20 protein-coding genes are annotated in these 26,804 nt (G+C 50.9%); 7 read left to right on the forward strand and 13 right to left on the reverse strand.

Annotated features, from left to right (window positions below):
- Positions 1-71: 71 nt before the first annotated feature.
- From DVH26_RS23355 to DVH26_RS23405, 11 genes are all read right to left on the reverse strand, one after another.
- Complete coding sequence (locus DVH26_RS23355; protein WP_239625972.1) at positions 72-977, reverse strand: carbohydrate ABC transporter permease; 906 nt, start codon at positions 975-977, stop codon at positions 72-74.
- Positions 978-1,952: a carbohydrate ABC transporter permease gene (locus DVH26_RS23360; RefSeq protein WP_239625974.1), complete on the reverse strand. Its 975-nt coding sequence runs from the start codon at positions 1,950-1,952 to the stop codon at positions 978-980. It lies immediately after the preceding gene.
- Positions 1,939-4,911 (reverse strand): extracellular solute-binding protein, encoded by a 2,973-nt coding sequence (locus DVH26_RS23365; protein ID WP_239625976.1) that lies wholly within the window; start codon positions 4,909-4,911, stop codon positions 1,939-1,941. Before DVH26_RS23365 ends, DVH26_RS23360 begins: the two co-directional genes overlap by 14 nt.
- Positions 4,912-4,972: 61 nt before the next feature.
- Positions 4,973-6,094 (reverse strand): ABC transporter ATP-binding protein, encoded by a 1,122-nt coding sequence (locus DVH26_RS23370; RefSeq protein ID WP_239635466.1) that lies wholly within the window; start codon positions 6,092-6,094, stop codon positions 4,973-4,975.
- A gap of 224 nt (positions 6,095-6,318) precedes the next feature.
- Positions 6,319-7,347: a dienelactone hydrolase family protein gene (locus tag DVH26_RS23375; protein WP_239625978.1), complete on the reverse strand. Its 1,029-nt coding sequence runs from the start codon at positions 7,345-7,347 to the stop codon at positions 6,319-6,321.
- A 76-nt stretch (positions 7,348-7,423) separates the two neighbouring features.
- Positions 7,424-8,314, reverse strand: a complete 891-nt coding sequence (locus DVH26_RS23380) for an AraC family transcriptional regulator (RefSeq protein ID WP_239625981.1) — start codon at positions 8,312-8,314, stop codon at positions 7,424-7,426.
- 525 nt (positions 8,315-8,839) lie between these two features.
- On the reverse strand, positions 8,840-11,209 hold the full coding sequence (locus DVH26_RS23385) for a glycoside hydrolase family 95 protein (protein ID WP_239625983.1): 2,370 nt from the start codon (positions 11,207-11,209) through the stop codon (positions 8,840-8,842).
- A gap of 99 nt (positions 11,210-11,308) precedes the next feature.
- Complete coding sequence (locus DVH26_RS23390) at positions 11,309-14,029, reverse strand: hypothetical protein (protein ID WP_239625985.1); 2,721 nt, start codon at positions 14,027-14,029, stop codon at positions 11,309-11,311.
- Between the two features lie 30 nt (positions 14,030-14,059).
- Positions 14,060-15,361: an alpha-L-fucosidase gene (locus DVH26_RS23395; RefSeq protein WP_239625987.1), complete on the reverse strand. Its 1,302-nt coding sequence runs from the start codon at positions 15,359-15,361 to the stop codon at positions 14,060-14,062.
- 261 nt (positions 15,362-15,622) lie between these two features.
- A complete protein-coding gene (locus DVH26_RS23400; RefSeq protein WP_239625990.1) occupies positions 15,623-16,261 on the reverse strand; it encodes an SGNH/GDSL hydrolase family protein in 639 nt (212 codons plus the stop codon).
- 108 nt (positions 16,262-16,369) lie between these two features.
- Positions 16,370-17,296 (reverse strand): dihydrodipicolinate synthase family protein, encoded by a 927-nt coding sequence (locus DVH26_RS23405; RefSeq protein WP_239625992.1) that lies wholly within the window; start codon positions 17,294-17,296, stop codon positions 16,370-16,372.
- Positions 17,297-17,507: 211 nt separating this feature from the next.
- Here DVH26_RS23405 and DVH26_RS23410 point away from each other — a divergent pair, with 211 nt between their 5' ends.
- From DVH26_RS23410 to DVH26_RS23420, 3 genes are all read left to right on the forward strand, one after another.
- Complete coding sequence (locus DVH26_RS23410; protein ID WP_239625994.1) at positions 17,508-18,545, forward strand: hypothetical protein; 1,038 nt, start codon at positions 17,508-17,510, stop codon at positions 18,543-18,545.
- Positions 18,535-21,246, forward strand: a complete 2,712-nt coding sequence (locus tag DVH26_RS23415) for an alpha-L-rhamnosidase (protein WP_239625996.1) — start codon at positions 18,535-18,537, stop codon at positions 21,244-21,246. The genes DVH26_RS23410 and DVH26_RS23415 overlap by 11 nt, the downstream gene beginning before the upstream one ends.
- A gap of 139 nt (positions 21,247-21,385) precedes the next feature.
- The gene (locus DVH26_RS23420; RefSeq protein ID WP_239625998.1) at positions 21,386-22,303 is read left to right on the forward strand and encodes a nucleoside hydrolase; all 918 of its coding nucleotides are present in this window, start codon (positions 21,386-21,388) and stop codon (positions 22,301-22,303) included.
- A 91-nt stretch (positions 22,304-22,394) separates the two neighbouring features.
- Here the strand turns inward: DVH26_RS23420 and DVH26_RS23425 are convergent, their stop codons facing one another.
- Complete coding sequence (locus tag DVH26_RS23425) at positions 22,395-22,559, reverse strand: hypothetical protein (protein WP_239626001.1); 165 nt, start codon at positions 22,557-22,559, stop codon at positions 22,395-22,397.
- Positions 22,560-22,646: 87 nt separating this feature from the next.
- Complete coding sequence (locus DVH26_RS23430; protein ID WP_239626003.1) at positions 22,647-23,441, reverse strand: phosphotransferase family protein; 795 nt, start codon at positions 23,439-23,441, stop codon at positions 22,647-22,649.
- A 148-nt stretch (positions 23,442-23,589) separates the two neighbouring features.
- On the opposite strand from DVH26_RS23430, the gene DVH26_RS23435 reads away from it, so the two are divergent.
- The 4 genes from DVH26_RS23435 to DVH26_RS23445 all read left to right on the forward strand — a co-directional run bounded on the left by DVH26_RS23435 (position 23,590) and on the right by DVH26_RS23445 (position 26,734).
- Entirely contained in the window at positions 23,590-24,444 is an 855-nt protein-coding gene (locus DVH26_RS23435) for a hypothetical protein (protein WP_239626005.1), read from the forward strand.
- Positions 24,445-24,512: 68 nt separating this feature from the next.
- Positions 24,513-24,695 (forward strand): hypothetical protein, encoded by a 183-nt coding sequence (locus DVH26_RS23440; protein WP_239626007.1) that lies wholly within the window; start codon positions 24,513-24,515, stop codon positions 24,693-24,695.
- A 209-nt stretch (positions 24,696-24,904) separates the two neighbouring features.
- Positions 24,905-25,015 (forward strand): helix-turn-helix transcriptional regulator, encoded by a 111-nt coding sequence (locus tag DVH26_RS37385; protein ID WP_481857617.1) that lies wholly within the window; start codon positions 24,905-24,907, stop codon positions 25,013-25,015.
- A 357-nt stretch (positions 25,016-25,372) separates the two neighbouring features.
- Positions 25,373-26,734 (forward strand): ABC transporter substrate-binding protein, encoded by a 1,362-nt coding sequence (locus tag DVH26_RS23445; RefSeq protein ID WP_239626010.1) that lies wholly within the window; start codon positions 25,373-25,375, stop codon positions 26,732-26,734.
- Positions 26,735-26,804: the final 70 nt, after the last annotated feature.

Below are 26,804 nucleotides of genomic sequence, written 5' to 3' on the forward strand. Positions count from 1 at the left end.
TGCCTTCCTTGTATTATCTCCGGTCAGGGGTCAGTCCGGCCTATTTTGAATGTGCCATCGCCAGTTGGATGCTATTTGATTCCGGAATGAGCCATCGTGGCAATGACTTTGCTCTGGAATAAAAGGAAAATGATTAAGTTCGGCAAAAACATGAGCAGCGCCGCAGCTGCAGCAGCCCCTTGACGGGCAACGTTGTTGGCCATCCCGCTTGTAAGCGTCGAAATATAGAATGGAAATGTCTTCATCTCCTCCTGCTGCATAAACAGGGTCGACGTTTCTGTATTGCCCCATGCCGCATTGAAGGCAATGATTCCGATTGTCGCAACCGCCGGCATAATGACCGGAAGGACGATTTTCATAAAAATCGTATATTCCCTAGCTCCGTCCATTTTCGCAGAATCCAGCAGCTCGTTTGGAAGCTGGTCGATAAATTGCTTCATCAAAAACACGCCTGTCGGCACGGCCACCATCGGCATGATATGCCCCAAATACGTATTCATAATGCCGAGCTTGCTGACCACCAAATATCTGGGAATAGCAACGGTTTCCGGCGCAAACAACAAGGTAAGCAGAATCATCCCGAAAACAACCTTATGTCCCGGAAATTTATGCTTCGATATCGGATAAGCGCACATCGCGCTGACTATGGTTACGATAATAACGCAAAGAATCGCGACCACTACGCTGTTAAAAATGTATCTTGTTATCGGGATAGCCGTTCCTTTCGTAATCGCCAGCAGCTCGACAAAGTTCTGGAACGACGGATCCCGGGCAAAAATATTCGGCGGGTATATAAAAAGCTCCTGATACGGCTTCAGCGCATGATTGAATATATAAATGAGCGGCATCAGCATGAACAGGCTTAATACAACGAGCAGGAATACGGCAACCTTCTCGGATGTTCCAAAACGATTCAGCTTCGAGCGCCCTCCGAAACTCCTGAATTTTCCGAGCAGCTCTGAGCCCACCAACTTCATCTATTCGTCCTCCTTCGTGCCGAACAATCTCCAACAGAGCTTATTGGCCAGGTAAATAACAATGAGCAGGAACACGGAGAGCGCGGACGCGTAACCAAGCTCAAACCGGGTGAAGCCGTAGTCGTCGATTTGGCTGATAATCAAGTGGCCCGAGTATTGCGGCGTCGGATTCGTTCCCGACAGCTGCGTGCCTATTCCGCCCGCTTTGAACGCGCCGACGATAGCCATTACCGCTCCGAATAACATTTGCGGCTTGGTTGACGGGATCGTAATATACCATATCTCTTCCAATTTGCTCTTGATGCCGTCCAGTCTTCCTGCTTCGTACAGCTCCGAGTTCACGTTCAAGATGCCTGCGAGCATTGCCAGAAAGCCTATACCCATACTGGACCATAGCGTAACGACGATCATGGAAGTCATCAAATACTCTTTGCTCGTAACCCACAATATCGGTTCGCTGATGAAGCCCAGTTTAATAAGAAAGCTGTTCAGGTAGCCGATCCGGTCGCCGGACAACAGCGGCAGCCAGATGATGCTCATCGCAACCCCGCCCGCAAGGGACGGGGTATACAGCGCGAGCGTAAACCATTTGCGGTAAACGCCAGGCAGAATCGAGATGAGCCATGCCAGCAAAAAGGCGGCGATATAGCCTCCCGGCCCGACGATAGTAGCGAATTTAAACGTATTCGGAATGGCATACTTGATCAGAATCAAGTCCTGCGACAGCATGTACTTGAAATTGTCCCAGCCGACGAAGCGCGGTGGCTCGAGCGAGTTGTAATACGTGAAGCTGAGACCGAAGGCAGCGATAACCGGGATCATGATGAAGATGATGAAGCATATCATGAAGGGCAAGATGAATACATAAGATGCCCGGTAATCCCACATCTGCTGCAAATAGGACACTTTAGTCTGCTTGAAGCGTTTCGTGGAAGTATGCGCGGCCGGCAGAGTTTGCGTTTCACTTTTTAACATACTTATCCACTCCTTCCCACGGCTTCGTTATTCTCGGTAATTGTAGTGACTTCAAGACTTGGCCGTTAGTATCGATGAAATGAAACTCCTGCATTTTCCTTTGAATTTCCCTATCAATGTCGACGATGGCGGTTTCCAGCGACGTCCTGTAATTGATGCCGTCCACCACAGTACGGTTCCATGCGTTCTGAAGCTCGCGCTCCATGAAATAGCTTCCCGGAACGTTAGGAATTTCTCTGAACCATCTCCACTGCTCCATAATCGCTTTGAGATCGTCATCCTTCCATGGAAGCTTCACGAACGCATCGATATTGGACGTATTCCAGCGGAAGCTGACGCCGTTCAGCGTCTCCAGATCGGTCCCGTACCTTTCCTGCACTTCGGGCGAAGTCCACCATTTCAAGAACTCCCAGCTTTCCTGCGGCTTCTTCGTCTGTTTGAATATAGCCGAGGACTGCATGCCTCCGCCCATCCAACGGGCGACCGTTCCATCGTCCTGACGCACTCCGGGGATCGGGGCGACGCCCCACCAGCCGTTCAGCTCGGGAGCCGCTACCGTCAATTCGATGTACATGCCGAGATCCGCTATGCCTAGTGGAATCGTTCCGTCACGGAAATGCTGGTAAAAGCTCGACAACGAGCGGTCCACCGCATATTTATTGTACAAATCGGTCCACTTCTTGAACGAATCGAAGCCTTTTTCCGAGCCGAGGGTTGTCTTCGAGCCGTCCTCCGCGAAATAATCCGCCCCGTTTTGCAGAAAGAAAGGAATGTGGCCCACAGGGGTAATATTCATCCCGTTTTGCTGCAGTACGGGCAGCATTTTGTACAATTCGTCCCAAGTATCGGGTAGGTTCAAGCCCATATTTTGCAAAATGTCTTTGCGGTAATACATCATTTGGAACGTTTGCGTCTCGGGCATGCCGAAGTATCCTCCATTATAATAGAAAGGAGTCCAAGAACCCGGGGCAAAACGCTGATAGATCGTATCAAAGTCCGGGAACTGCTTCAGATCGTAAATCCCATTTCGCAGCGCGTATTCGAAGGGCAGATCCTGCGACAAGCCTAACGCAACGTCCGGTGCAATCCCGGCCGCATTCATTAAAACAAGCAATCCGGCATCGGGGAGCAGATTGACTTTAACCTTGATTCCAGTCTGCGGAGTAAACGATTCGTTGGCCAGATCCTGAAGCAAATTCACGTAATCTCTTCCCCGCAGTACCCATACGTTAAGCACGTCGTCCTGGATTTTATTCAAATCCTCCTTCGGCATGAAGGAGTAGAAGAAGTTGACGAACGCTCCCTGGATTTTCTGGGTAAAGGTCGCTTCCATTCTCGGAAAGTCCTGACCGACCGGCACGACGAACAGCCGATCCAGCTGCAGCGGCTGCGAGCTAAGCTGCTTGATCAAGTCTCCGACTTTCCCCTGCAGCGTTACGAACCTGCCCGCTTCATATGGAATTTCATTTTTATCTTTAAGAAGTGACTGGATATCCTGCACAATCGTAACAATACCTTGGGAAACAGCATCCGGACGTCCGTTTACCGTTTCCAGCCGGATACGGACCGCATCCAGGTTATCGCCGAGACCCGTCATCTCCTCCAGGAATCCCGGGAGATCCTTTTCCATATTCCATGTGCGGTCCTTATCGTCCACTCCGCCTGTCAGCGCTTTTAAATCGGCTGCAAGCTTTTTCAGCTCGGCGATGCTTTTCTCCAGCTCGATAATAACCGCCTTCAGCGGAGCTTGGGTGACCCGCATGGAAATGGTATTCGTACCTTTTTGCAAATAAAATTCGTACGGCTTGCCTTCCTCGTCTCCGAGTGTAATGCCTTTCCAGCCGGATGCGTATAAGAAACGGTATGCCTTCAGCTCTGAAAAGGGAACCTTGCCGTTGACGGTAATAGACCGGAAAGACGAGCGGTTCGACAGGAATGACTGCTGCGCGCGCATGCCGATTTTATAATAGCCGGTCTCCGGAACCTCAAAGCTCCAGCTGACCTCCTGATTTCCGGTAGACCACCGTTGACCGTCGATGGTGTTATAAGTAATCTTCCCTCGAACATAAGGGACAGAGGCGATATCGTTGTCATATGTGAGCGGTATGGACGAATCGTTCTTCCATTGCACCTGCTCCGCTTCAATTACAATGGGACCCGCATATACTGGGGGCGCATCTGAAGGGAGTCCGCTTCGCACCGTTTTATAGTTTTGCGTTTCAACCGGTGCCTTGAAGGAGATCGATTCAATGGCAACCGGGTCGCTTCCGGCTAACCGGATCTTGTGCTTGCCCGGCGTTAAATACCATAGCAATGGATCTTCATAAGCGCCGCCCAAATCGCGGAACGAATCGGTAATCCAGCCGGAGATGTCTTCGGCCATCGGCCTGATTTCATCCCCGTTGTCGTCCTTTCTTGCAGGAAGCTTATCCTTCCAATGCCGGAACAGCTGTACCGACTTGGATTCGAGAAACGGATTCGAGCCGTCCAGCGAAACGTTCCAGGCTATCGGCTTGCGGTGCTTCGAATCCACGAACGGATGGTAGGCTAGCTCTATCTGGTACAGTCCGCCATTCTCGACGGCGAGCTCGTACTCGATCCATTCGTTTCCTTGCGCGTTCCAAATCATAATCCCGTTTTTCCCGTTATAGGCACCGACCGTAATATCGGCATTCCCGGATTTGGCGGCTAGCTGGGAGCCCGGTATAGTTATGCTCCCGCTATGCTGGGTTGTCGCCCCGCTTTGCTTCCACCTCTCCAGCACTTCAAAATAGTATGGATCTGCGGATCTAGTCTCACCCGCTTCATTATTTGTCCCGATGGTCTTTGCGCTCTTCTCGCCTGTTCCCTTAGAATTTGCGTTGTCCGCCAATCCGGGAAGCGTCGGCCCCAGTACAAAGACGAGCGCCGTAAGGGTCGCTATCCATGCCCGAGTTCGCAACAACGTCTTCAACTCCATCCCTCCGCTGATTCTTTAGCTTTATGTATCGCTTCAAAAAGTGAAACATGCAAATTTAACGTTAATACGCCAAATTATCCATTGTATCTTTATCGAAAAAGAGCGCTTTACGCATATTGAGAGTCAAGGTCAGCTTCTCATCCTCCATATATGGATGATCCGGCCGGGTCCGGACGATGAACAAGCTCGGAGCTCCGATATCCATGTACAAGTACATGTCTGCCCCCATCAACTCGTTAATTTTCTGCACTCCCGGAATTTGAGCTCCCGGATTGGCATCCCGCAGATCCGCTTCAAGATGAACATTTTCACAGCGGATGCCCATAATCACATTCCGGTTGATTTTGTTTTTATTGCGGAGCAAATCGGACTGCTCTTGCGGAATTCGCAAGTAGTACCTGCTCGTATGGAATTCCAGCAGGCCGTCGGAAGCCTCCACAATTTGCCCTTCGACCAGGTTGATGGGAGGAGTTCCAATGAAGCCGGCAACGAACATATTGCGCGGATGGTTATAAATCCGCTGCGGCGTATCCACCTGCTGGATGACACCGTCTTTCATAACAACGATACGGTGTCCCATCGTCATGGCCTCCACCTGATCATGAGTCACGTAGACCATCGTTACCCCCAATTGCTTATGAAGCCGAATGATCTCGGTTCTCATTTGGACTCTTAGCTTCGCATCCAGGTTGGACAAAGGCTCATCCATCAGGAACACTTGAGGATTGCGCACGATAGCCCGGCCTAACGCTACGCGCTGACGCTGACCTCCGGATAGCTGCCTCGGCTTTCTGTTCAAAAACTGCTCGATTTCCAGTATTCTCGCCGTTTTTTTGACCGCCAAATCGATCTCATGCTTAGGTGCTTTGCGCAGCCGCAGGCCGAAGGCGATATTCTCATAAACGCTCATATTCGGGTACAAAGCATAGTTCTGAAACACCATCGCAATGTCCCTATCTTTCGGCGGCAAATCGTTAACCAGCTGCTCGCCGATGTACAGCTCGCCTGAAGAAATCTCCTCAAGCCCCGCAATCATCCGGAGTGTCGTCGACTTGCCGCACCCGGAAGGGCCTACCATAACGAGAAACTCTCCATCGTGAATTTCCAGATGAAAATCTCTTACCGCATATCCCTTATCCTTACCGTATTTCTTTTCGATGTGATTCAATAGAATGCGCCCCACTGCGGCACCTCCGCTAATCATTTTATTCCCTCTATTTGAGAACGGTTTCATTTGTTGCCCGCAAACGGCTTATGCTTGTATATGCAGCTTCCTTAACATGGCCTGGGCCCAGCATCCTTTGGTTCACTGAGGTGCCTGCACGGCCAATTCTCCTTCAGTTTTTACCATTATACCTCCGCCGATTTACATGATTATAGGTGATGATTACTTACTCTATAGGGTAATCATGCTCTCAGCCTGCGAGCCAGCCAATCATAGCCTTGGCGCCCCGAAATCTCGTGTTTGCCGGGAAAAAGATCCGCCCCCAGCCTCTCGGCTGCGTCCTCTTCCTTGTAGATCCGCTCAAGAACGGACAGGGCATCAAGTACGGAGGATACGGGAAATAACGGGTCTTCCTGGCCTGATTCTACAAATAAGGCTCTGGGCGCAATCAGCCCAATAAGCTCCGGAAGGTCCGCATAACGTAGGATGGACGGCAAATAATTGTCTATGCAATGATTCATCGCGAGCAGACTGCCTCTGCTTGTGCTGGTAAATGCACAAAGGACGACCGCCTTGATTCGTTCATCCAATGCAGCCGATAAGGACGCGATCAGCCCCCCGCCGGAAAAGCCCATGCAGCCGATACGCTCCGGGTCTACCTCCTCCCTGCTTAGCAGGTAATCCAAGGAACGCATGGCTTCGGCAATGCGAAGCCCCGCTAAGGTTTGCCCATGCAGCAGCAGCCGGGACGCAAGCGCAAAGCAGGAGCTCGATTTCCTCGGGTCCTTCCCCCGGTCCGCCGCAAGCCGCCGGTCGCCGAAGCCTATGATTTCGGGAGCTAGAACCACCATCCCCCTCCGTACCAGCTGTACGGCAAAATGCTTATGAATACCCGGCTCACCCTCGTCCGCGGTTCCATCCGGATTTAAGCCGACGATCTCCTTGCTTCCATACCCGTGTCCGTGCCAGGCGATCACGGCAGGCGCTTTATGCTCGAGCCTCTTCGGAATGAGCACATAAGAAGGGATTCTCAAATCCTCTGTCGTTGTGAAAGCAACGCGTTCCATAATGTAATCTTTCATTTCCACTGATTCCAGTACAACCGGTTTCAAGTCGGCCCCGGCCATCGCATCCGTTGCGCCCCCCATCGCCTCCAGCAGTCTTACCCTCACTTCGGTTTTCCTTTCCTGCCAAGGCTGCTTATAGGCAATGCTCCGTACTTCATCATACCGGTCATACAACCGGTTCATATACTCATCAGGTGACCACATTGTCGATCCCTCCTATTCACTCTGCATTATGAACAACAAAAAGAGCTGCTCCATCATCATGGCCAGCCCCGAAAGGTTAAAACGATATCGCTTTGTCCTCAAACTCCTGAAAGTTTTGCCTATACTGACGGGGAGTTACTCCGGTTTTTTTACGAAACAACGCATGGAAAAACTTCATATCCAAATAGCCGACTTGATTGGCGATCTGATAAATCGGGATGTCCGTTGACTTCAGCAGCTCGCAGCACTTTTGAATCCGTACGTTTTGCAAATATTGAGTAAAGGTCAGCCCCGTCGTCTTCTTAAACAGCCTTTGAAAATGGCTGGCGCTCAAGTAGAAATAATCGGCCACATCCTGCACCGTAATATTTTGCGTGTAGTTGCATTTGATGAAATGGACCACTTCCTCCAGCTTGCTGAAGGATGCGGGCTCCGCTTCATTCATCAATTCAAATCGCTTCAGCATGACGAGAATCTGAATTAATAAAGCGGTCAGTACGGTTTCGAAACCGGTGTTTCTCTTCAAATATTCCGAATACATCGTTTGAATGATCGACGAAAAGGTGTCGTGCTTGTCTTGAAAGTGCAGCCACCGCTCGGAGCATTCGTGAGGATAATAAAAAATATTGTATGTATAGCATTCCTTTTGAAGAATATGCTCCCAATCCTCCAGCAGCTTCGACCGGAAAATGCAGTTGTAAATGACCAGCGTCTTATCCTGCTTGGGAGACGACGGACGAAATACATGCGACGTCCCTACCGGGATGACGAACAAGTCGCCCTGCTTGGTTGGGATCACCTGATCTTCTATGTAGTGATAGCCGCTTCCTTCACCCACAAAGCTGATTTCCATAAAATCATGGGTATGCTGCTCGGTTGTAAACGATTCCAATTCGCGATTTATGAATATGTCCATATTTTCGTCGAAAAAGAGGTCACCGCTCAGATGACCGATTCTTCCGCTCATGACCATCACCTCAGGTACATGATTTTTTTTACCACAATAAAATTTGTAAGATTCCGAGGTCATCGGATGTAAAAATTCTATATAGCGATAAAAACAACCTCGCTTACGAAGCGAGTTTTGCTAAAGCAAAACTTAAGGTCGCTCCTCTGAGAAAGGACGCCGATAGACGTTTTTCTCACATCCGCGTAAGATGAATGCCTTGAATGCGTTTCCAAGTCATACATTACTGCTCCTGTTACTTTATCCCCCACTGTCTGTGCTTGTAAACTGCAAGGGGAGTTCAACTTGTTGAAGCAAGCTATTAGCTGCTCTCCCCTCAGCGCTTCTTTCCATTAGCATTCTGTATTATAAACACCCCCTTTGACAATGTAAACATTTCCCATTGATGCAACTTCATACTAGCATTATATATAAGTCCGATGATGGTTGCGTGGTGGTTATCTGCTCAATCTATAGGGGGATTACACTCAATCCGGCAGCTTCAGCATACAAAAAACGACCGTTTCCGCCCTTATCTACTGTATTTCATCTCTCATCTTGGGTGATGATCTCGTAACGGCAGCCCGCTTCGGTCTGAAAGCAGACATCCGTGCCACAGCTCTCCAATGGAACTGCCCGGCCTTCCAGCCTAACTTGGACAGGCCAATGTGTCACGAGACGGCACGTTTTCCCTGCATGGGAGTAAAGGGTCGCGCGTGTAAGCTGGCCTTCCTTCCATTCCATATCGACCGTGAATCCCTCACGTGCCTTAAGTCCCCGTACGCTGCCCTGCTTCCACTGCGGAGGGAGCGCCGGAAGCAGCCGGATCCTGCCCCTGTGGCTTTGAAGCAGCAGCTCGGTGATGCCGGACATGCCGGCAAAATTGCCGTCGATTTGAAAAATGTCCATCTTCACCTTCGGATGCCGATGGGCGTTCATCATATTCGGGTGCAGCCCCGCCAGCAGTTCGTTAACAAAACGGTACGCTTCCATGGGTTCGCCTAAGCGCGCCCAGAAGCTGACCGTCCACGCGCAGCTCCATCCTGTGTGCGCTCCGCCATTGGCAAGCCTGCGTTCGAGCGAAGCCCGGCATGCTTCAGTCAGCTCAGGCTCATCCTCGCGAGTAATCAAATCCAACGGGTGCAGCGCTACAAGATGAGCGATATGGCGGTGGCCCGGCTCGTGCTCATCGTAATCCTCGTTCCACTCCTGCAGCTGACCGTATTGTCCGATCCGGAACGGCGGCAGCCGCTTAAGCGCACGCTCCCACTCTCCGCGAAGCGTAGGGTCCTTCTTCAGCAGCAGGCTTGCCTCTATGCAGCTTCCGAACAAATCGCGAATGAGCGCCAAGTCCATTGTCGCCGCATGAGTCACACTGCTTACTTGCCCGTCAGGAGCAATAAACCGGTTCTCGGGTGAAGTGGACGGGCATGTAACCAAATTACCGTCAGGCCCCTCGACTAACCAATCCAGACAAAACATCGCTGCCTCTTTCATTGCAGGATACGCTCGCTCGAGGAATGCCTCATCCTGGCTAAATGCATAATGGTCCCATAGATGCCTGCACAGCCACGCTCCCGCCATCGGCCAGAAAGCCCAGCTGGGTGACCCGTCTAAGGGTGTGGCCGTACGCCATAAATCGATGTTGTGGTGAGCGGTCCAGCCCCTGCAGCCGTAGTGGATTGCGGCCACTTTGCTTCCCGTAACCCGTAACCCTTCAATCAGCTCGAATAACGGCAGATGACATTCCGCCAAGTTACTGACCTCTGCAGGCCAATAATTCATCTCCAGATTGATGTTGGTCGTCCAGCTGCTGCACCAGGGCGGCTGTATTTTATCGTTCCAGATTCCCTGCAAATTGGCAGGCTGTGTTCCGGCCCTGGAGCTGGATATCAGCAAATATTTCCCATATTGGAAAAATAGAGCGGCCAAATCGGGATCGTCCGCCCCCTGCTTGACGGCCCATATCCGCTCGTCCGTTGGAAGGCCGCTCTTATCTTCCCCTCCAAGATCAAGGGACGTTCTGTTGAAAAGAGAAGTATAATCGCGCGAATGCCGCTCCTTCAAGCGCTCATAGCCTAATTCAGCGGCATTCGCGAGCCATTGCTCGCACTGGCGCGACGGGGCTTTGTACAACGCAGCCGGGTCTTGATCGTGGCCGCTGAAGCTTGTCGCTGCGGACAACAGCAAAGTGATCGTACCGGTGCCGGTGACGCGAATACGTCCACCGCTTACTTCCACTTTGCCTTGCTCGGTATGAGCTTGAAGCTGCAGCTCGAAGCCGATGCCTTTGCCTTCCGCATACAACACCGGATCGTCCGTCTTGACCGTATTCGGACGCACGTGATACGGGCAGCGTCCGGATAGTGCGATCCGGTTGGAGGAGGCTTTGCTCACGGAGTACATTAGCGGGCTGTGCAGAACAACGCTGAAAGATGTCTTACCCTCGCTATGAAGACGAACCGCCATGACTTGGTCGGCAGCGGAGACGAACACCTCCCGCCGGTAAAGAACTCCGTTACTCCGGTAGTGGACTCGCACGATCCCTTCGTCCAGGTCAAGCTCCCGGCGGTAGTCCGTTATCATTCCCTGCTCGTCGAATAGGAGCTCCACATCTCCCAGCGGCAAATACGACTCTATTTCCTGCCCCTCCATATACTGCTCGATCATCTCCTCCGCTTCCTCATACTTCTTCGAGAAGATCAGATCCCGCACCGTGTCCAAATACAGCCTAGTTCCGTGACGGACCGTATCCCGGGGTTCCCCCGACCATAAAGTATCCTCGTTTAGCGCAATTCGTTCCCGGTCCGTCCCGCCGTATATCATGCCTCCGAAACGGCCGTTTCCGACAGGAAGCGCCTCGAACCAACGTTTGGCCGGCCTTGTATACCAGAGCACGGAACGTTTCTTATTCATCGATAATTCCCCCTTTTTGAGCAAAGGAAGGGAACCGTTCAGCCATCCGCTTCCAACGCCCGCAGGACGACCCGCACGATTCCCTCCCTTGTCCTTCAACTACTCGTACAACCAATCCAAGGTATCCACACCGTCATTTTTGTGCTCGACATCCCGCTGCCGGATTTCCTGATCGGCGGGAACGATGCCTAATATCAGATAGGCCCCTCTTCCGAAATCAAGAGTATGCCGCCCTGCATCGAACTGAAACGCATGTACGTTAACCGACGGGTATGCATACAGCCGCAGCCCTTTGCGCAGCAGCGGCGCATAGCCGCCTTTATCGTCCGCATGCGTATTCTCCTCCAGGCTCGGTGCCTGAAGCCACTGCTGGTCCGTGGAATTAAAGTAGCCGATTAGCACCCGTGACGGCTGCGACAGTTCTAGTTCCAGGGACACGCCGCGCAGCCCCGCCTCTCTCTGGCCGAACCGTATCCCCGTCAGTCCGTTAAGCTCTTCCGCACAGCCGATGATATGGACGTCTCCGTCTGTGAACACCTGAGCGCCTTTCTCCACACGGAACGTTTCCGCAGGACCGGAGTGCAGTAAGAACGGAGCTTCCTTGCAAGGAGCAATCGGCTCCTTCATGTTTCTTACCGCTTCAGGAGTCGTCCCCGACTTCAATTCGTCGATATGGATCCGGAATCGCTCCAGCTCCTGCTCATAAACCGGCAAGCAATCCCGCCAATGCTTGAATTCCAAGCCGTTACGGATTGGCACCTTGCGCTGCGGCGTCTGCATGCTGTTCGCGGCCAGGTAGGTCCTCTCCGTTAAAGCCGTCAATTTCCGGTAGCTGTCCACGCTTGCCGCAAGCCGCGCATAGGCTTGCTCCAGCAGGTCGACGCGCTGAAAATAATCGCCTTTCACTGTATGCTTATAGGTCAATACCAGCATGGCGGCCCGGACTTTATCGGCATAAACGGCCACCATAAGGCCGATGGCGCGGATATCGCTGTACAGCCGCTCGAACTCCTTCTCGTTGCGGGTGACAAGACCACGTGCCGCTTCGATAGCACGCAGGGCATCCGCCGCATGCCGCTCCGCATCGGCAATAATATCCGGCGGCGTCTCACCGACGTGAGGCTCGCCATTCAGCTCCTTGCCGATGTAGTCCTCCAGCCGTTCGCCCTGCGGCGACTGCGATTCCCACAAATCCGGCCATGGCATATGCCGCTCCGGATTCGTGAGCTGGCTCATCGTCATCCCGAGGCTCATCGTCTGACGGTTCCCCTCAGTTATGCCGAACCTTCGCAGCAGCTTCGGCGCGCATTCGCCCGCAGCCTCATAGGCCTGAAGAACGGCCGCCCCCGCTTCCATTCCACCGTATCGCTCCCCAAGCGTTCCGGCCCAATAGTGCCTCTCGGCCTCCGGATCCCGATCCGGGTTCCAGGCGTAGCGGAACCACGCGGCGAACCATACCCAATCGCGGTCGATCTGTCTAAGCCGCGGCTGTCCCGCCTCGGGAGCATCCGGAGAATACGGCCAATCCCAGAAAAATAACGGATATAGATGAAGTCCGTTCGACTTCAGCCGGTATTTGGCCGCCTGCATACATTTTTGGATGAACGAAGGCGCCCCATACCGGAAAGGCTCCAGATTGGCCAATATGTGCACGTTGACGATATGAATCGTCTGGAGCGATCCGAGACGTTCGTGAATGCCCTGCCATTTGCCTCTCGGCGTGTACGTGGTTAACGATTCGCCGTTATATTTGGCTTCCGTGTACAGATTCGGATACAGAGGCAGTGCAGCCTCGATGACCTTCTGCGGCTCAATGGCATGCGATCGCAGGATGATCGGCGGCTTTTCCTTAACATCCAGATCCTTAAGTCCTTCCAGAAGACCGGCCAAAATGGTTTCGTTAAACCATTCCACCCCGTAGATGTGACCTTGCAGCGCTTCTCCGAGGCATACCATCAGCCCTACATTCGGGAACGTGCGTACAAACGCAGCTATCGATTTCTTGTAGTAATCGCTCGTAACCGGGAGCGGTTTCGGCTGATGCAGCTTCAGCCCGTGCTTCTCAGCAAACGGCAGCGGAATATGAATGTTGTAAAATTTCAGGACAAGCCAAATGCCTCTGCGATCCGCTTCCTCCGTCAGCCATCGGAACGTCTCCACATTGAGCCTGTATTCTTCTTCCGTAACCTCCAGCGCCTCCGGGTAATCATCCAGCTTCAGCAACGAGGAGAACGGATGCCCGCTCCACAAATAGATGATATTGCAGCGCTGCTCCAACAGCATGTTCAAAAAATCAACCCATAACGCACGGTCGTAAAACCATGGAAACCGCTCTGGTGTTATCGGATATTCATAGGTTTGCCTTGGAGGCTCAACCGTCGTTTTTTGCAAGCCGATGGCCGGTCCCCTTAGCGCAAAGCTCGGAGCATCGCCGTAGGCGAGGTCCTCCTCCAGCTTCCCTGCCTTGCGGATCCGCCGGGCCAGCTCCTGACATCCGTACAGCACGCCCGAGTCGTTTCCTCCGGATACCGTAACGAGGCTTCCTGGGCATGACGCCAGGTAAAAGCCTTCCTTCTCCGGTTCTTCCGTATGATATAGCAGCACGTCACGCTCTTCCAGCTGCCCAAGAAATCCGGACTCTGTGCGATTGCCTACATAAATCTTAGGCCCGTCCACAGACCGGTAGCGGTCCCATCTCCAAACGGTAACCTCCTCAGTCACTTCATACCCGCATTCCCGCAGGGCCTCTCTTATCAGTTGTATCCCGTATTCTACCCGCGGTGCGGGACTGGGCTCAAACCCTAGAGTTACGATCTTCATTTAGGCGTTCCCTCCCTTCCATTGCGTTGCTTATTTCAAGAACAGCTCAATAACCGGCACAGCAACATTCGGCTGCTTCACCGGAAGCGACAAGGTAAGCGTGGTGTCGTCTCTTCCTTCCCTGAAAGCCCCTTCCTCGATGCCGCTTGAGACGAAGCCTTCCTTAAAGCGGATTTCCGATGCGTCGTTCAGCAGCTGGGCATATTCCACCTTGCCGGCAAATCCGCGAAGATGGATATTTTTGAACGGCCAGCTGTATACATGAAGATACATCCGGTTCGTCTGCTCATTGTAGGTCAGCCGGCAATCGGGAGGGCACTCGAACGACTCCGGAGCTTGTGTGCAGCCGTAGATCGATCTGCTGTGGCGCTTCATCCACTCACCGATTCCTTTCAGCCGGTCGATCGCACGCTCGTCGAATTCACCACGGCCGGTCGGACCTACATTCAGCAGCAGATTACCACCCTTGCTTACAACGTCGATCAGCATTTTCACCAGCACATCTACGCTCTTCCACGTATCCTCTTCACGGTGATATCCCCATGAACCGCTGAACGTATGGCAGGTTTCCCATACGACGCGTTTGCCCCCTACCTGGACCCATTTCGAGGGGATATACTGCTCCGGCGTCGTAATGTCGCCTCCGATTTGAAGGCGATCATTCAGTAAAATGTGCGACTGTAAGCCCCGAATCATCCGGACCAGCTCCTCGCTGCCCCAATCCGCCTTGCCTTTGCCAGGCAAATCGTTTTCCGCAGGGAACGAAAAATCATAGAACATCATGTCCACCTTGCCGAATTCCGTCAACAGCTCCTTCGTTTGTCCGAACAAATACTCACGATAAAGCGAGAAGTCCCGCTGCGCGCTTTCGGCAATAAAATTCGGTTCGAAGCGAAGCGGATGCTTCGGGTCGACCGTATAATGCGGGTGATGCCAGTCGATCAAGGAATGGTAGAAGCCGACCTTCATATTGCGATGGCGAAACGCATCCACCATCGGCCTCAGAAGATCGCGTCCTGCAGGGGTATTCGTCGCTTTGTAATCCGTCAGCTTGCTGTCCCACAAGCAAAAGCCTTCGTGATGCTTCGTCGTCACCACAAAATATTTCATGCCTGCATCGGACGCCAGCTTGGCCCACAGCTCCGGATCGTACAAATCCGGCTCGAAGCGCTTGAAATATTTGCTGTATGCCTCCGGGCTCATTCTTTCTCTGGATTGCAGCCATTCGTGTCTTGCTCCTAACGAATATAACCCCCAATGGATAAACAAACCGAACCGGTCGTTCGTAAACCATTCGCTGTCGCCTGTTGTACGTACCACTTCATAACTCATTGTTTGTCCTCCTCAACTTGGTCGGATTCAAGCGGTTGTGAGGCTGCCATAACTTGAAAGCCGTTTGTACCAGTTTACAAGAATGTCAAGTTGCCATTATAGGGCGAAAAAGTCTTTATTATAGGTGCCGCCTAGCACCGATAATGGTTTTTATTCATTTAAAGATAAAAACGAGAAAAACCTCTATCGAGGTTCCCGCAGAGGAATGACCGCGTTAAGAGGCTGTTTTTATCATTTAAAGAGATCTATGGTGAGGGCTTATTAACGTCGATACGGACTTCCGCATACTGCCTTTAGCCATGTTGTGGCCATCAGCGTATCACCCAGACTGTTCATATGGACGCCGTCCGAAGTTAGCTCCTTCCCTGTATCGCATTGGAGAACATGAAGGAATGCTTGATGCGTCGGGACAAGCACAGCGTCATATTCGTCGGCCAACCTGTTGACAATTCCTACATAAGGCTTCAGCAGTGTGTTCCCGGTCGATTCCGGGTATTCCTTAATGATCGTCGGCTGCATCAGAATAAGACGGCAATCCGGCAGCGACCTTGTCTGCTCCAGCAATCCTCGATATACCGACTCGAATCGTTCAGGATACACCTGCTCGCCATCCGGCGAATCCAGCTGCCGCCATACGTCATTGATCCCGATTGAAATGGACAGCCATTGCGGGCGGTGATCCATAACGTCCAGTGTCCACCTTTTTGCCAGATCGATCACCCGGTTGCCGGATACTCCTTCGTTAATGATTTTTAACGACAGCTCCGGATAGAGAGACGTAAGAGAATCGCGCAGCATTCGCACATAACCCGAACCGAGCTTCTCGGGATCCTTCTTTCGCCCCTTGTCCGTTATACTGTCACCGATGAATACGATTCTGTCTTTTGCTTTGAACGGCATTGTCTACAAGCTCCCTTCAATAGTTGGACGATAACACCGGCTTACTTGGTGCAGCAGTTGCATTTTGTGATGACAACGGACACCGATAACCACGTTATAACAGCTGCATTATGTGTTAATAAAAAGCTGCTCCTTCACTAATCGGTAAACCTCGTCCAGCTGCTCCACTTCCAACTGTTGATTTCCTCTGAACGCGTTGGCATCCTTGGAGCGGCAATGCAGTGTCAAAGGAATGCCTCTATGCTGCAGATGATACTTGGCGTTAACCGGATACATCTGAAGCTCTATCAGAGACGCGGCCCCAACGAAGGACTGAATCGTACCCGCTGCAGCCGGCTCCATGCTCCATCTCTCCGTTAAGCGGACGTACAGATCGGGATGAAAATTCGCCATTACGCCGCTGAATCCGGCCGCCCCTATTTTCAACGACTCCAGCAGCGTCGCCGAATTTGCATTGAAAATTTGCAAACGGCTTCCTTTGACCGCATCAAGCTTGTCAGCCATTTGGTTCAAGTCGCAGCAAGTATCCTTGAGGAACAAAAACCTGCCCGTATCTGCGCACCATTTCAGCATCTGGGGTGAAAGCAGCCTTTTGTATGGATACGGGCATTCGTAAATGCCGAACGGCACATCCGGAATTCGATCAAGCAATTGCTGCGCCCGTTCAACCCATATCTCATCCGGCTCCTCAGGACTTGCCAATCTATTGCTCACCCAAACGACCGCATCGACTCCCGTTTCGGCCATACGACGCAGCTCCTCCGCCTGCTCTTCGATTCCATCCGATATATGTCCCGAAGCGATGACTGGTACCCGGCCGGCAGCCGTTTCCTTGACGAACCGTGCGATTCGTACTCTTTCCTCCAAAGATAAATAAAACATTTCACTCGATTGGCATACGGCAAACAGCCCATGAACACCCTGGGCAATATACCACTCGACCAATTGTTGAAGCGCCTCATAATCGACTTCGTTAGAAGCCGTGAAAGGAGTGATCATCGTCGGCCACACCCCGTTCGGAATATGCTTCTCCATTGCCGTCCATCCTTTCCAGAATCCTTTCTCCTTACTATAAGCGTAATTAGATACATCGAAAATGGGGGATTCTGATCATCCAGCCGCCCGTACGAACACGGAAAAGTCGCATCAACCTATAGTTCGGACGCTATAACCCCCTCAGCTGCAACATACAATATAGTAATCTTATTCATAATCTTACAATAATAGAAATGAAGGTGAATCGGCTATGAATATCGAGCCTTATTTGACCCCTTACAAGCTGGGAAAGCCTGTTTTGACCGGATCCGGTATCCCGGGACATTTTGACGAGCGTGCTGTCGATTGTCCCTTTGTTTTTCAGCATAACGAGAAGTTTTATATGATGTATGTCGGGTTTGACGGAATCGGCTACCAAACCGCCTTGGCGACAAGCCAAGATCTGTTGAATTGGGAGCACCTCGCCGTTATTTTGCGCCGCAGCGAAGGCAACGGCTGGGATTCCTCCAACATAGCCGGAACTTGGATTATGAAGGAAAACCATATGGATGCTCCCCCGCTATTGAAAAAATGGAACAATAAATATTGGCTCGTGTACCACGCCTACCCGGAAACCGGGTACGAGGAAGGCTCCGCCAAGATCGGCATTGCCTGGACCGAAGACGAAGAGCTGCTCCATTGGAACCGGTGTCCGGAACCGATTCTGACTCCCGAGGAAGGCGCGGATTGGGAGAAAGGCGGATTGTACAAAGAATGCCTGGTTGAGCATGAAGGCCGATTTTATTTATTTTACAACGCCAAGAACACGAACAAAGGAAGATGGATCGAGCAGACCGGCGTCGCGTTCTCGGACGATTTGCTGCATTGGCGGAGATATGAGCATAATCCCGTGCTCCGCGTTTCTCCGGAACGATGGGATTCCGGCTTCGCCAGCGATCCGTGCGTACTGCTTAACGGAGACCAATGGGTCATGTTCTACTTCGGCTACAACTACAAGCAAGCTCAGGAAGGGCTGGCGTTGTCACAGGATTTGCTGCACTGGACTAAACATCCTGAGCCGATTATCACTATCGGAGAAGAAGGCGAGATCGATTCCATCTTCGCACATAAACCGTCCGTCATCACCCGTAACGGTGTGCTGTACCACTTCTACTGCTCTTGCAGACCGTATAAAGATGGCGATCCGACCCGCAATTTCGGCAAAGAATTCCGAACGATTTCTGTGGCCACCTCACGCCCGTTGGATTTGATCAGTTCCGCCAAGGAGACGGGAAGCCATGCAAATTGATCAAATGACGGTGGAAGGAAAACGCTGCCCGCTTGGCATCGACGTCTCGACTCCCGCATTCGGCTGGAGCTACATAACAGGCACGATTCGTTCGCAACAGCAAACGGCTTATCGTATCGTTGTATCCATGTCTGAGCAATGTGCTGCGAATGGAACGGGTGATCTATGGGACAGCGGCAAAACCGTTAGCCGAAACCAAGTGCATGTATTATTTAAAGGTCCTCGTCTTCAGTCCCGCCATCGATATTATTGGAAGGTCCAGGTGTGGGATCAAGCGGACCGGATGACGGAAAGTGCTGTTTCCTGGTGGGAAATGGGACTTTTGCATCCTGAGGATTGGTCCGCCAGCTGGATAGGCGAACCCGACCAGGAGCGGAATGAGCGCTCTGCGCTTCCTATATTCCGGCACGAATTCGCCCTCGACAAGCCTGTTGCCCGTGCACGTGCTTATGTGTGCGGATTGGGACATTTCGAGCTTCGCCTGAATGGAAGCAAGATTAGCGATAATGTGCTGGAGCCCGGTTGGACCAACTATCGCCGGACCTGCCTTTATTGCGTTTACGATGTGACGGACCAACTGCTCCAGGGGGCTAATGCCGTCGGCCTGATGCTCGGAAACGGATTTTATAATGTTACCGGCGGACGTTACCGCAAATTTAAAGGCTCGTTCGGCAAACCGAAGTGTCTGGTTCAGCTGGAAGTTACCTACGCCGATGGCACAGCGATTACCATTGCCAGCAGTCCGGAATGGACGGCTGCCGCCGGGCCCATCACCTTCTCCTGCATATATGGCGGCGAGGATTACGATGCCCGGCTCCTGCAGCCAGGCTGGGATCAACCCGGATTCGCCGATAAAGCGGGATGGAATCCCGCTGCCACAGCGGAACTGCCTTCCGGGGTGCTGAAAGCTCAGGCAACCGCTCCGTTGAAGGTGATGGGAATGTTCCGGCCGATGAACGTAACCGAGCCTGTCCCCGGCATCTATGTCGCCGATTTCGGACAAAACTTCTCCGGGTGGGTCGAGCTGACAGTTGCCGGTCCCCGTGGTGCTCTGATTACTCTCACTCCGGCAGAACTGCTGAAGGAAGACGGCACGGCAAATCAGAAGTGGACGGGATCACCGACGCAATTCCGCTACATTCTTAGCGGCGACGGCGAAGAGATATGGGCTCCCCGCTTCAGCTATACCGGCCTGAGATATGTTCAAATCGAAGGAGCCGTTCCGGCCGATTGGGTTCAAGACAGCGCGTCCCTATCCCAAGCCGGTGTTCGGCTGCTCCGCCTCGAAGGCCAAATGATTTACCCCGACATGCAAACTGCCGGAAGCTTCGAGTGCTCGGATCCTATGCTTAACAAGATCCACGAAATCATCAGCTGGGCTATTCTCAGCAATACGAAAAGCATATTCACGGATTGCCCCCATCGCGAGAAGCTCGGCTGGTTGGAACAGATTCACCTGATGGGACCGTCCGTGGCTTATAATTATGATGTGCATGCGCTGCTGACCAAAACGATGGAAGACATTCGCGACGCCCAGCAGCCGAATGGAATGGTGCCTACTACCGCGCCGGAGTATGTCGTATTCTCCGAGCAATGGCGCTGCTTCCGTGATTCCGTATCATGGGGCGCCACATACGTGTTATGCGGCTGGAACCTGTACAGGATGTACGGCAATACCCGCATTTTGGCGGAGCACTATGAAGGGATGCGGGCTTATGTCGACTACGTGACGGCATGCTCCGATCAGTATATCGTCCAGAACGGTCTGGGCGATTGGTACGATGTCTGCGACGGAGATCCCGGCTTCGCACAGAACACGCCGGTCCCTCACACCGAGACGGCAATGTACTTTCATATGACGGATGTGTTTGCCCAAATTGCCGAATTGCTAGGCAACCATCATGATGCCGGGAAATATACAGAGCTTCGGGAACAAATTAAACTGGCGTTCAACCGGACTTTTTTCAATCCCGAGACAGGCGGTTATGCTACAGGCAGCCAAACATCGAATGCTATGCCCTTGGTGCTGGGGCTTGTCGACGATAGCCGCAAGGGCCCCGTTCTTCACCGTCTTATCGATGACATTCGGCGGCGCGGCTATCATACGACGGCAGGGGATGTCGGTCACCGGTATGTCCTGCTCGCCTTAGCTCTCAACAACCGCTCGGACATCATTTATGAGATGACGCGGCAAACGGGCCACCCGAGCTACGGCTACCAGCTCGCTCATGGCGCCACGACGTTAACGGAAGCGTGGGACGGTCCCACTGTCGGCAAATCGCAAAACCATTTTATGCTGGGGCATCTGGAAGAGTGGTTATACGGAGGGTTAGCCGGTATTCGTTACCATTACGATGCAGAACTCGAGTCGTATCAGCTGGCGATACAACCGTTCGTGCCGGCGGACCTTGATGCCGTCGAGGCTGCGCTTCGATTGCCTGCCGGCAATGTCCGCGCCGAATGGCGTCGTGACTGCGGGAATCAGCTTACGATGAAGGTTAGCATTCCCGTAAACTGTGATGCGGAGGTTTACATCCCCTCTTCATCGGCGGCTGCAATTCATGAGAGCGGCATTCCTGTGAATCATTGCCCGGACACGGAGCTGGTCCGCATGGAACATGGATGCGCCGTTGTCCGTCTAGGTTCGGGACACTATGTTTTTACGAGTGTGATGCAGCCGACGGCGCCAACATATTTTTAATTCATGATAAGTACCTTCGGGCTGTGTAAAGGCTTACGAAGGTTCTTTTATTTTTCGATGGAGCATGTTACTCTGGAGACGAGATGTACGCGAGCACATGGAATAATGACTAATACCCATTATCAAAGGAGAGCTCACTATGAAATATCCAGCATTAACTCAAGAGCAATTGCTGCAGAGGCTTGCGCCTCCAAAAGGAAAGGTGCGGATGGTGCTCGACACGGATACTTTCAACGAAATCGACGACCAGTTCGCTGTCATCTATGCATTGCAATCTGAGGATAAGCTTCAAGTAGAAGCGTTGTATGCAGCTCCGTTTTATAATGAATTGTCTTCAGGACCCAGAGACGGGATGGAAAAAAGCTACCAAGAGATTCTAAAGATCCTGGAGCTTATGGACAGAGCCGGACATTATCCAGTCCACCGGGGCTCCGAGGATTATTTGTCTGACAAGGACCAGCCTCAGGAGAGTGAAGCCGCTCGAGATCTGGTGAAGCGTGCGATGGCTGCAAGTGATGATGATCCTCTCTATGTAGTCGCTATCGGAGCAATTACGAATGTAGCCTCCGCCATTCTTATGGAGCCGAAAATTATTGAAAAAATCGTCGTTGTATGGCTGGGAGGTCACGCACTTCATTGGCCGAATACCGAAGAATTTAATTTGCGGCAGGATCTGCACGCTTCGAGAATCGTATTGGACTCCGGAGTGCCGCTAGTATTGATCCCATGTATGGGGGTCACCTCACATTTGAGAACGTCCTTGTCGGAAATCCGGGATTATGTGAAGGATGCGGGAGAGATCGGAAGCTATTTGTACGAAACTTATCTAAACTGCCATAAAGATCACTACGGCTACACCCGGGTCATATGGGATATATCCACCATCGCTTATTTGAACAATGAAGCCTGGACGCCAAGCTCTATCGTCCCTAGTCCTCTGCTCTCCGAGGATTTCCGCTGGAGCTTCGATTCATCCCGGCATTTCATCCGATATGTATGGAATATTCACCGCGATCCGATCTTTCAGGATGTATTCCGTAAGCTGTCACCGGTATGATATACGACTTGTTCATGTTAAAAAGACAGCGGGTTCATAAAGAGCCCGTTGTCTTTTTTTATATGGCAAACTGTTGCAAGCCGTTCCTTACTTACTCAGCCTTGTCGCCTGCCAGCTGTTCTAGGATTTTATCCAGCTTTCGGCCGATCTCCACATCGTGTTTCTTCTTCCACTTTACATATTGCAGCACATTTAGCAAAACGCCTACCAACAACAAAAACATCAATAACGAAATGAGCTGAACAAGTCCTGACATGAATGAGAATCCCATAATTCCTCCAAAAGAGTTATTAAATTTCTCCATCTGCTGAAGTTCCCCGGGAACGTATTCATTCCGTTGGGGTTAGAAAAATTCGTAAAGTCCTTCCGCAAAGTAGCTATATTCCTGCTCCGTTAACGACTTCTTTCCATAGCCTTCGAAGAACGCATCGATTTCCGATTGGACCTCAAATGCGCTAGGCTTCGGTCGAATGGCCAAAGACAGGTCGTATCTCGGATCACCGTACCCTCCGCCGCTCCAGTCGATGATGCTTGTGATTTTCCCGTTATTCACCAAAACGTTATCAATAGTGAAATCTCCGTGGATTAGGGTTTGGCAAGTGGGCAGCGGCTTTTTCATCTTCAGCATTACCAGCAGCTCTGCCGTTCCATCGACCGAATAATGAGTAAGGTTATATTCCGCCTTGCTTAACATATCCTCCAACCAAACGGAATCGCTGCTGATGAGTGCATCAGGACAAGGAGTGGAGTGAACGGTTGAGAGCACAGCTCCGAAATGATAAATGATTTCATGCTTTTTATCGGTATTCCGCTCTTTCATCAGCGTTTGCCTTAAAGTTTCCCCTTCGAAAAATGGCAGCAGCGCCCATACCTGCTTTTCATTCTTTTGCTCAGCAAACCGGTAAACCTCTGGAATTGGCAGCTCTGTGCTGCGCAAGCCGTTTAATACATGAACTTCTTGGGATAACCAGGAGCTGTAGGGCTCGACTTTTGATCTTTTTACAACGAATCGGCCTCTTGAGCCTTCAATAATCGCTACATCCGATGTATAGCCTTGCCTAGGAAATGTTAGGCTTGTAATAGTACCTGCGTACTCGATAATTTCGGAGGGCAGTTCATCCAGACGGATCGGATCCACAGGTCACACCTCAACAGTTATTTTCCTAATAGTAACATATTTTGAATCTATTAACTTCAATAATTGAACAAACGGACCATATCAATCTTAAATTCATATGAATATAGATAAAGTATACTCGAATTCCTAATTGAAGGAGTGATGCTCCATGCGCTTGCTTGGAATAGATACCAGCAGCAGTAATACGGCCGGGGCCGCCTTCCTGCCTTCCGGCAAAACAAAAGCGGTCTGGCTATGGGATACGACGAAAATCAGCACCAACACCGGCCGTAATGAGATCATTCAATTCGCACGTAAGAAGCAGATTACTCTCATTTATCTACAGGTAATATCATCCGTTCCCAAGAATGCCTATCGTGCTTTCATCAGGTCGTCAGCTTCCTCCGGTATTCAAATCCATGCGTTGGATGGAGCGCCGGACTGGATTCTGCCCAATCAGCTCATAAGAATCAGCAGTCTGGTCAATTGGGTAAAGACCTACAACAATTCCGTCACTGTCAATGAACAGTTTGCCGGCATCCAGGTCGATATCGAGCCCTATCTGCTGCCGGAGTGGTATCAGGACCAGGAAACAGCCATAACCAATTGGCTGGAAGCCTTAACTTTGCTTGCTCAGGGTACACAAGATACCACACTAATTATTAGTTCCGCCCTCCCGTTCTGGGTGGACCAAATCATAGTCCCTGCAACACAGAGCACATTCATAGAATCCGTCTTTCAGCTGATGAATAACGTTACCCTTATGTCGTATCGCGATCAAGCTCAGGCTGTAGTGGATATCTCGGACAACAAGCTCGTTTTGGCGGACAGTCTGGGCAAAAGAGTCTTTGTCGCCCTGGAAACGAATCCGACTTCGGAGGGACTTTATTTAACCTTCTACGACGACGGACAAGCCATTATGGATAACCATATGGCCGAGATCGACCATTTGTTAAGCATCCATCCTTCCTATGCCGGTATCGCAGTTCATGACTATAACGGCTGGCGAAATTTAAAACCATAATGTTAGTCCACACCCTATCAAGTTATCTCGAATAAGCTATTTATTATTGATAGTGGAGGTGAAGCGCCATGTCTAAGTTTCTGAACTACCTCGGCGGCGTCATAGGTGGATTTAGCCTCATTTATGTCCCTGTTTCGGGAATGCTCCTAAGCTTGGAACCTTTGTTTGATACGGTAGGCATCCTAGTCATGATTGTTTTCGCCGTCGCCTTAATCATCAATGGTGTGCGTTCCCTATTAAGCAAGAATTAATTGCATATTTCTTAAATAACTCCCGGCACCGGGAGTTATTTTGTCTGGCTCGTAATATATTGGCTCATCTCTTCCTGTACTTTGCGCAAAGCGGTGTTCACGTCGGTTTTCCCCCCCAACATCGTATGCTGCCGTATTCAGCCGTTTTCTTGCCTCCCCGTCGAACGGAGTAGGCTTATGCATCGGAGGGGCTGAGCGCCGAAAATCGCCTGAACGAAACAGCCCAGCGCGTAGGCTATCGCGATACGAGCTATTTTTGCTCCGCATTCAAGCAGCTGGAGGGAGTGCCTCCTCTGGAATTCAGACGATCCGGACAATAGTCCGACATGCAGGCAGGAGATGCTTACATCCCCTGCTTCTCTCCATTTAAAGCGGAATCCAACTGACCTGAAGGTGAAGACTTTAGTTCCTTTTCCCTCCCAGCCATTTATCCATACCAAAAACAGACATAGTTTTAAACTAAAACTAATTATGTATTTTAGTTAATTTTAGTTTTAATTTAATAAATTTAACGTTTGACAACAAATTCATCGTGGTGTTATCATAAAATCAACACAAATAATAGCGCTTACAAATAATCATTTCCTAATTCTTATTTCTGGATTGGTATAAATTTTACTAAATATTTTACATATTTCATCAAGCTTATGTAGGAATAAATCCAGGGGGGACGTTGTATGGCGAAAAGGAGAAAAGGAAACACCACAACGATTTTGTTATCATCCGTATTACTTATTACCTCCATCAGTGGCTGCAGCACTGCGGGAACCAAGGAAGACACCACAGGGAAGGGAGACACCCAGAACACACCTGCGCCAACTCCGGCATCGATCAACAAACCGGTCGAGCTCACCGTGTACTCCGCTCCCGGAGATTCGGAAGAGTCATGGAACGAAAGATTCGGCGATCCTATTCGCAAGAAATATCCCAATATCTCATTCAAGTTTATCAATCCCAGAAATAACGATGCGCAGAAGCTTCAAAATTTGCTAGTTGCCGGCACTACGATAGATATTTATTACGAGTCGATCGGCGGATTTTTCGTCAATGTGCCTCAATACAATCTGCAGCAGGATTTATCTCCACTTATTAAAAAATACAATGTAGATTTGAACGCATTCGAGCCTACATTAATCGATGCCATGAAGACGAATTCCAGCGGACAAATCTGGGGACTTCCCGTCAATAATAACAATATGGTCATGTACTACAATAAAGATATTTTCGATCGTTTCGGTGTGCCTTATCCTAAGGACGGCATGACATGGGACGAAGCCATAGACATGTCGCAGCAATTTAATAAGTCGGTAGAAGGGAGTAAATACGCCGGATTGGCGGTATCTCCAAACCATATACTGCGGATGAACCAATTCTCACTGCCGCTCGTTGACTCCAAGACTACTAAGACGACATTTGCTGATGAAAAGTGGAAAACGCTGCTTCAGACGATGTTCGTACGTCCTGCTGCGAGCGAAGGCTATAAGGATAAAATCCGCAGCTTAAGCAATAAGCTGCCGTACGCGACGGAGTTCACCCGAACGCAGGACTTGGCGATGTATGTACATCAATCCAATCTGCCTTTTATCGATTCTACCTACAAAACAACGAACTTTAATATCGTCTCGCTTCCGACATTCAAAGACATGCCGGGTATAGGATCGCAGGCGTATCCTACGTTCTTTACAGTACCCGCCAACAGCCAGTTCAAAGAAGAAGCATTCCAGGCCATTCAATATTTGGTCTCCGGCGAGTACCAAATGGCCTATTCGAAGAAAGGCGTCATGCCGGTATTAAAGGACGATAGTTACAAAAAAGTGTTCGCAACGGAGACGGAGTACAAAGATGTTAATTTCAGCGCAGTGTTCCGGAACCAATTCGCTCCGATTCCTAGTAAAACCGCTTATGATGGGCTGGCCGAAGGAGCGCTGACCTCTCAATTCATTGACTTGTCTTTGGGTAATGTAGACGTCAATTCGGTGTTAAGAAAAGCGGAGGAAGACGGCAATCTGAAAATAGAGTCCGAGAAGCTGAAAAAATAGAAAAACAAGCAGTCTAAGACCCGATTTGGCGTCTTCGGCTGCTTGTTTTTGTAAACATCGCCTATTCTCT

Source organism: Paenibacillus sp. H1-7 (assembly GCF_022354825.1).
Classification (GTDB): domain Bacteria; phylum Bacillota; class Bacilli; order Paenibacillales; family NBRC-103111; genus Paenibacillus_S.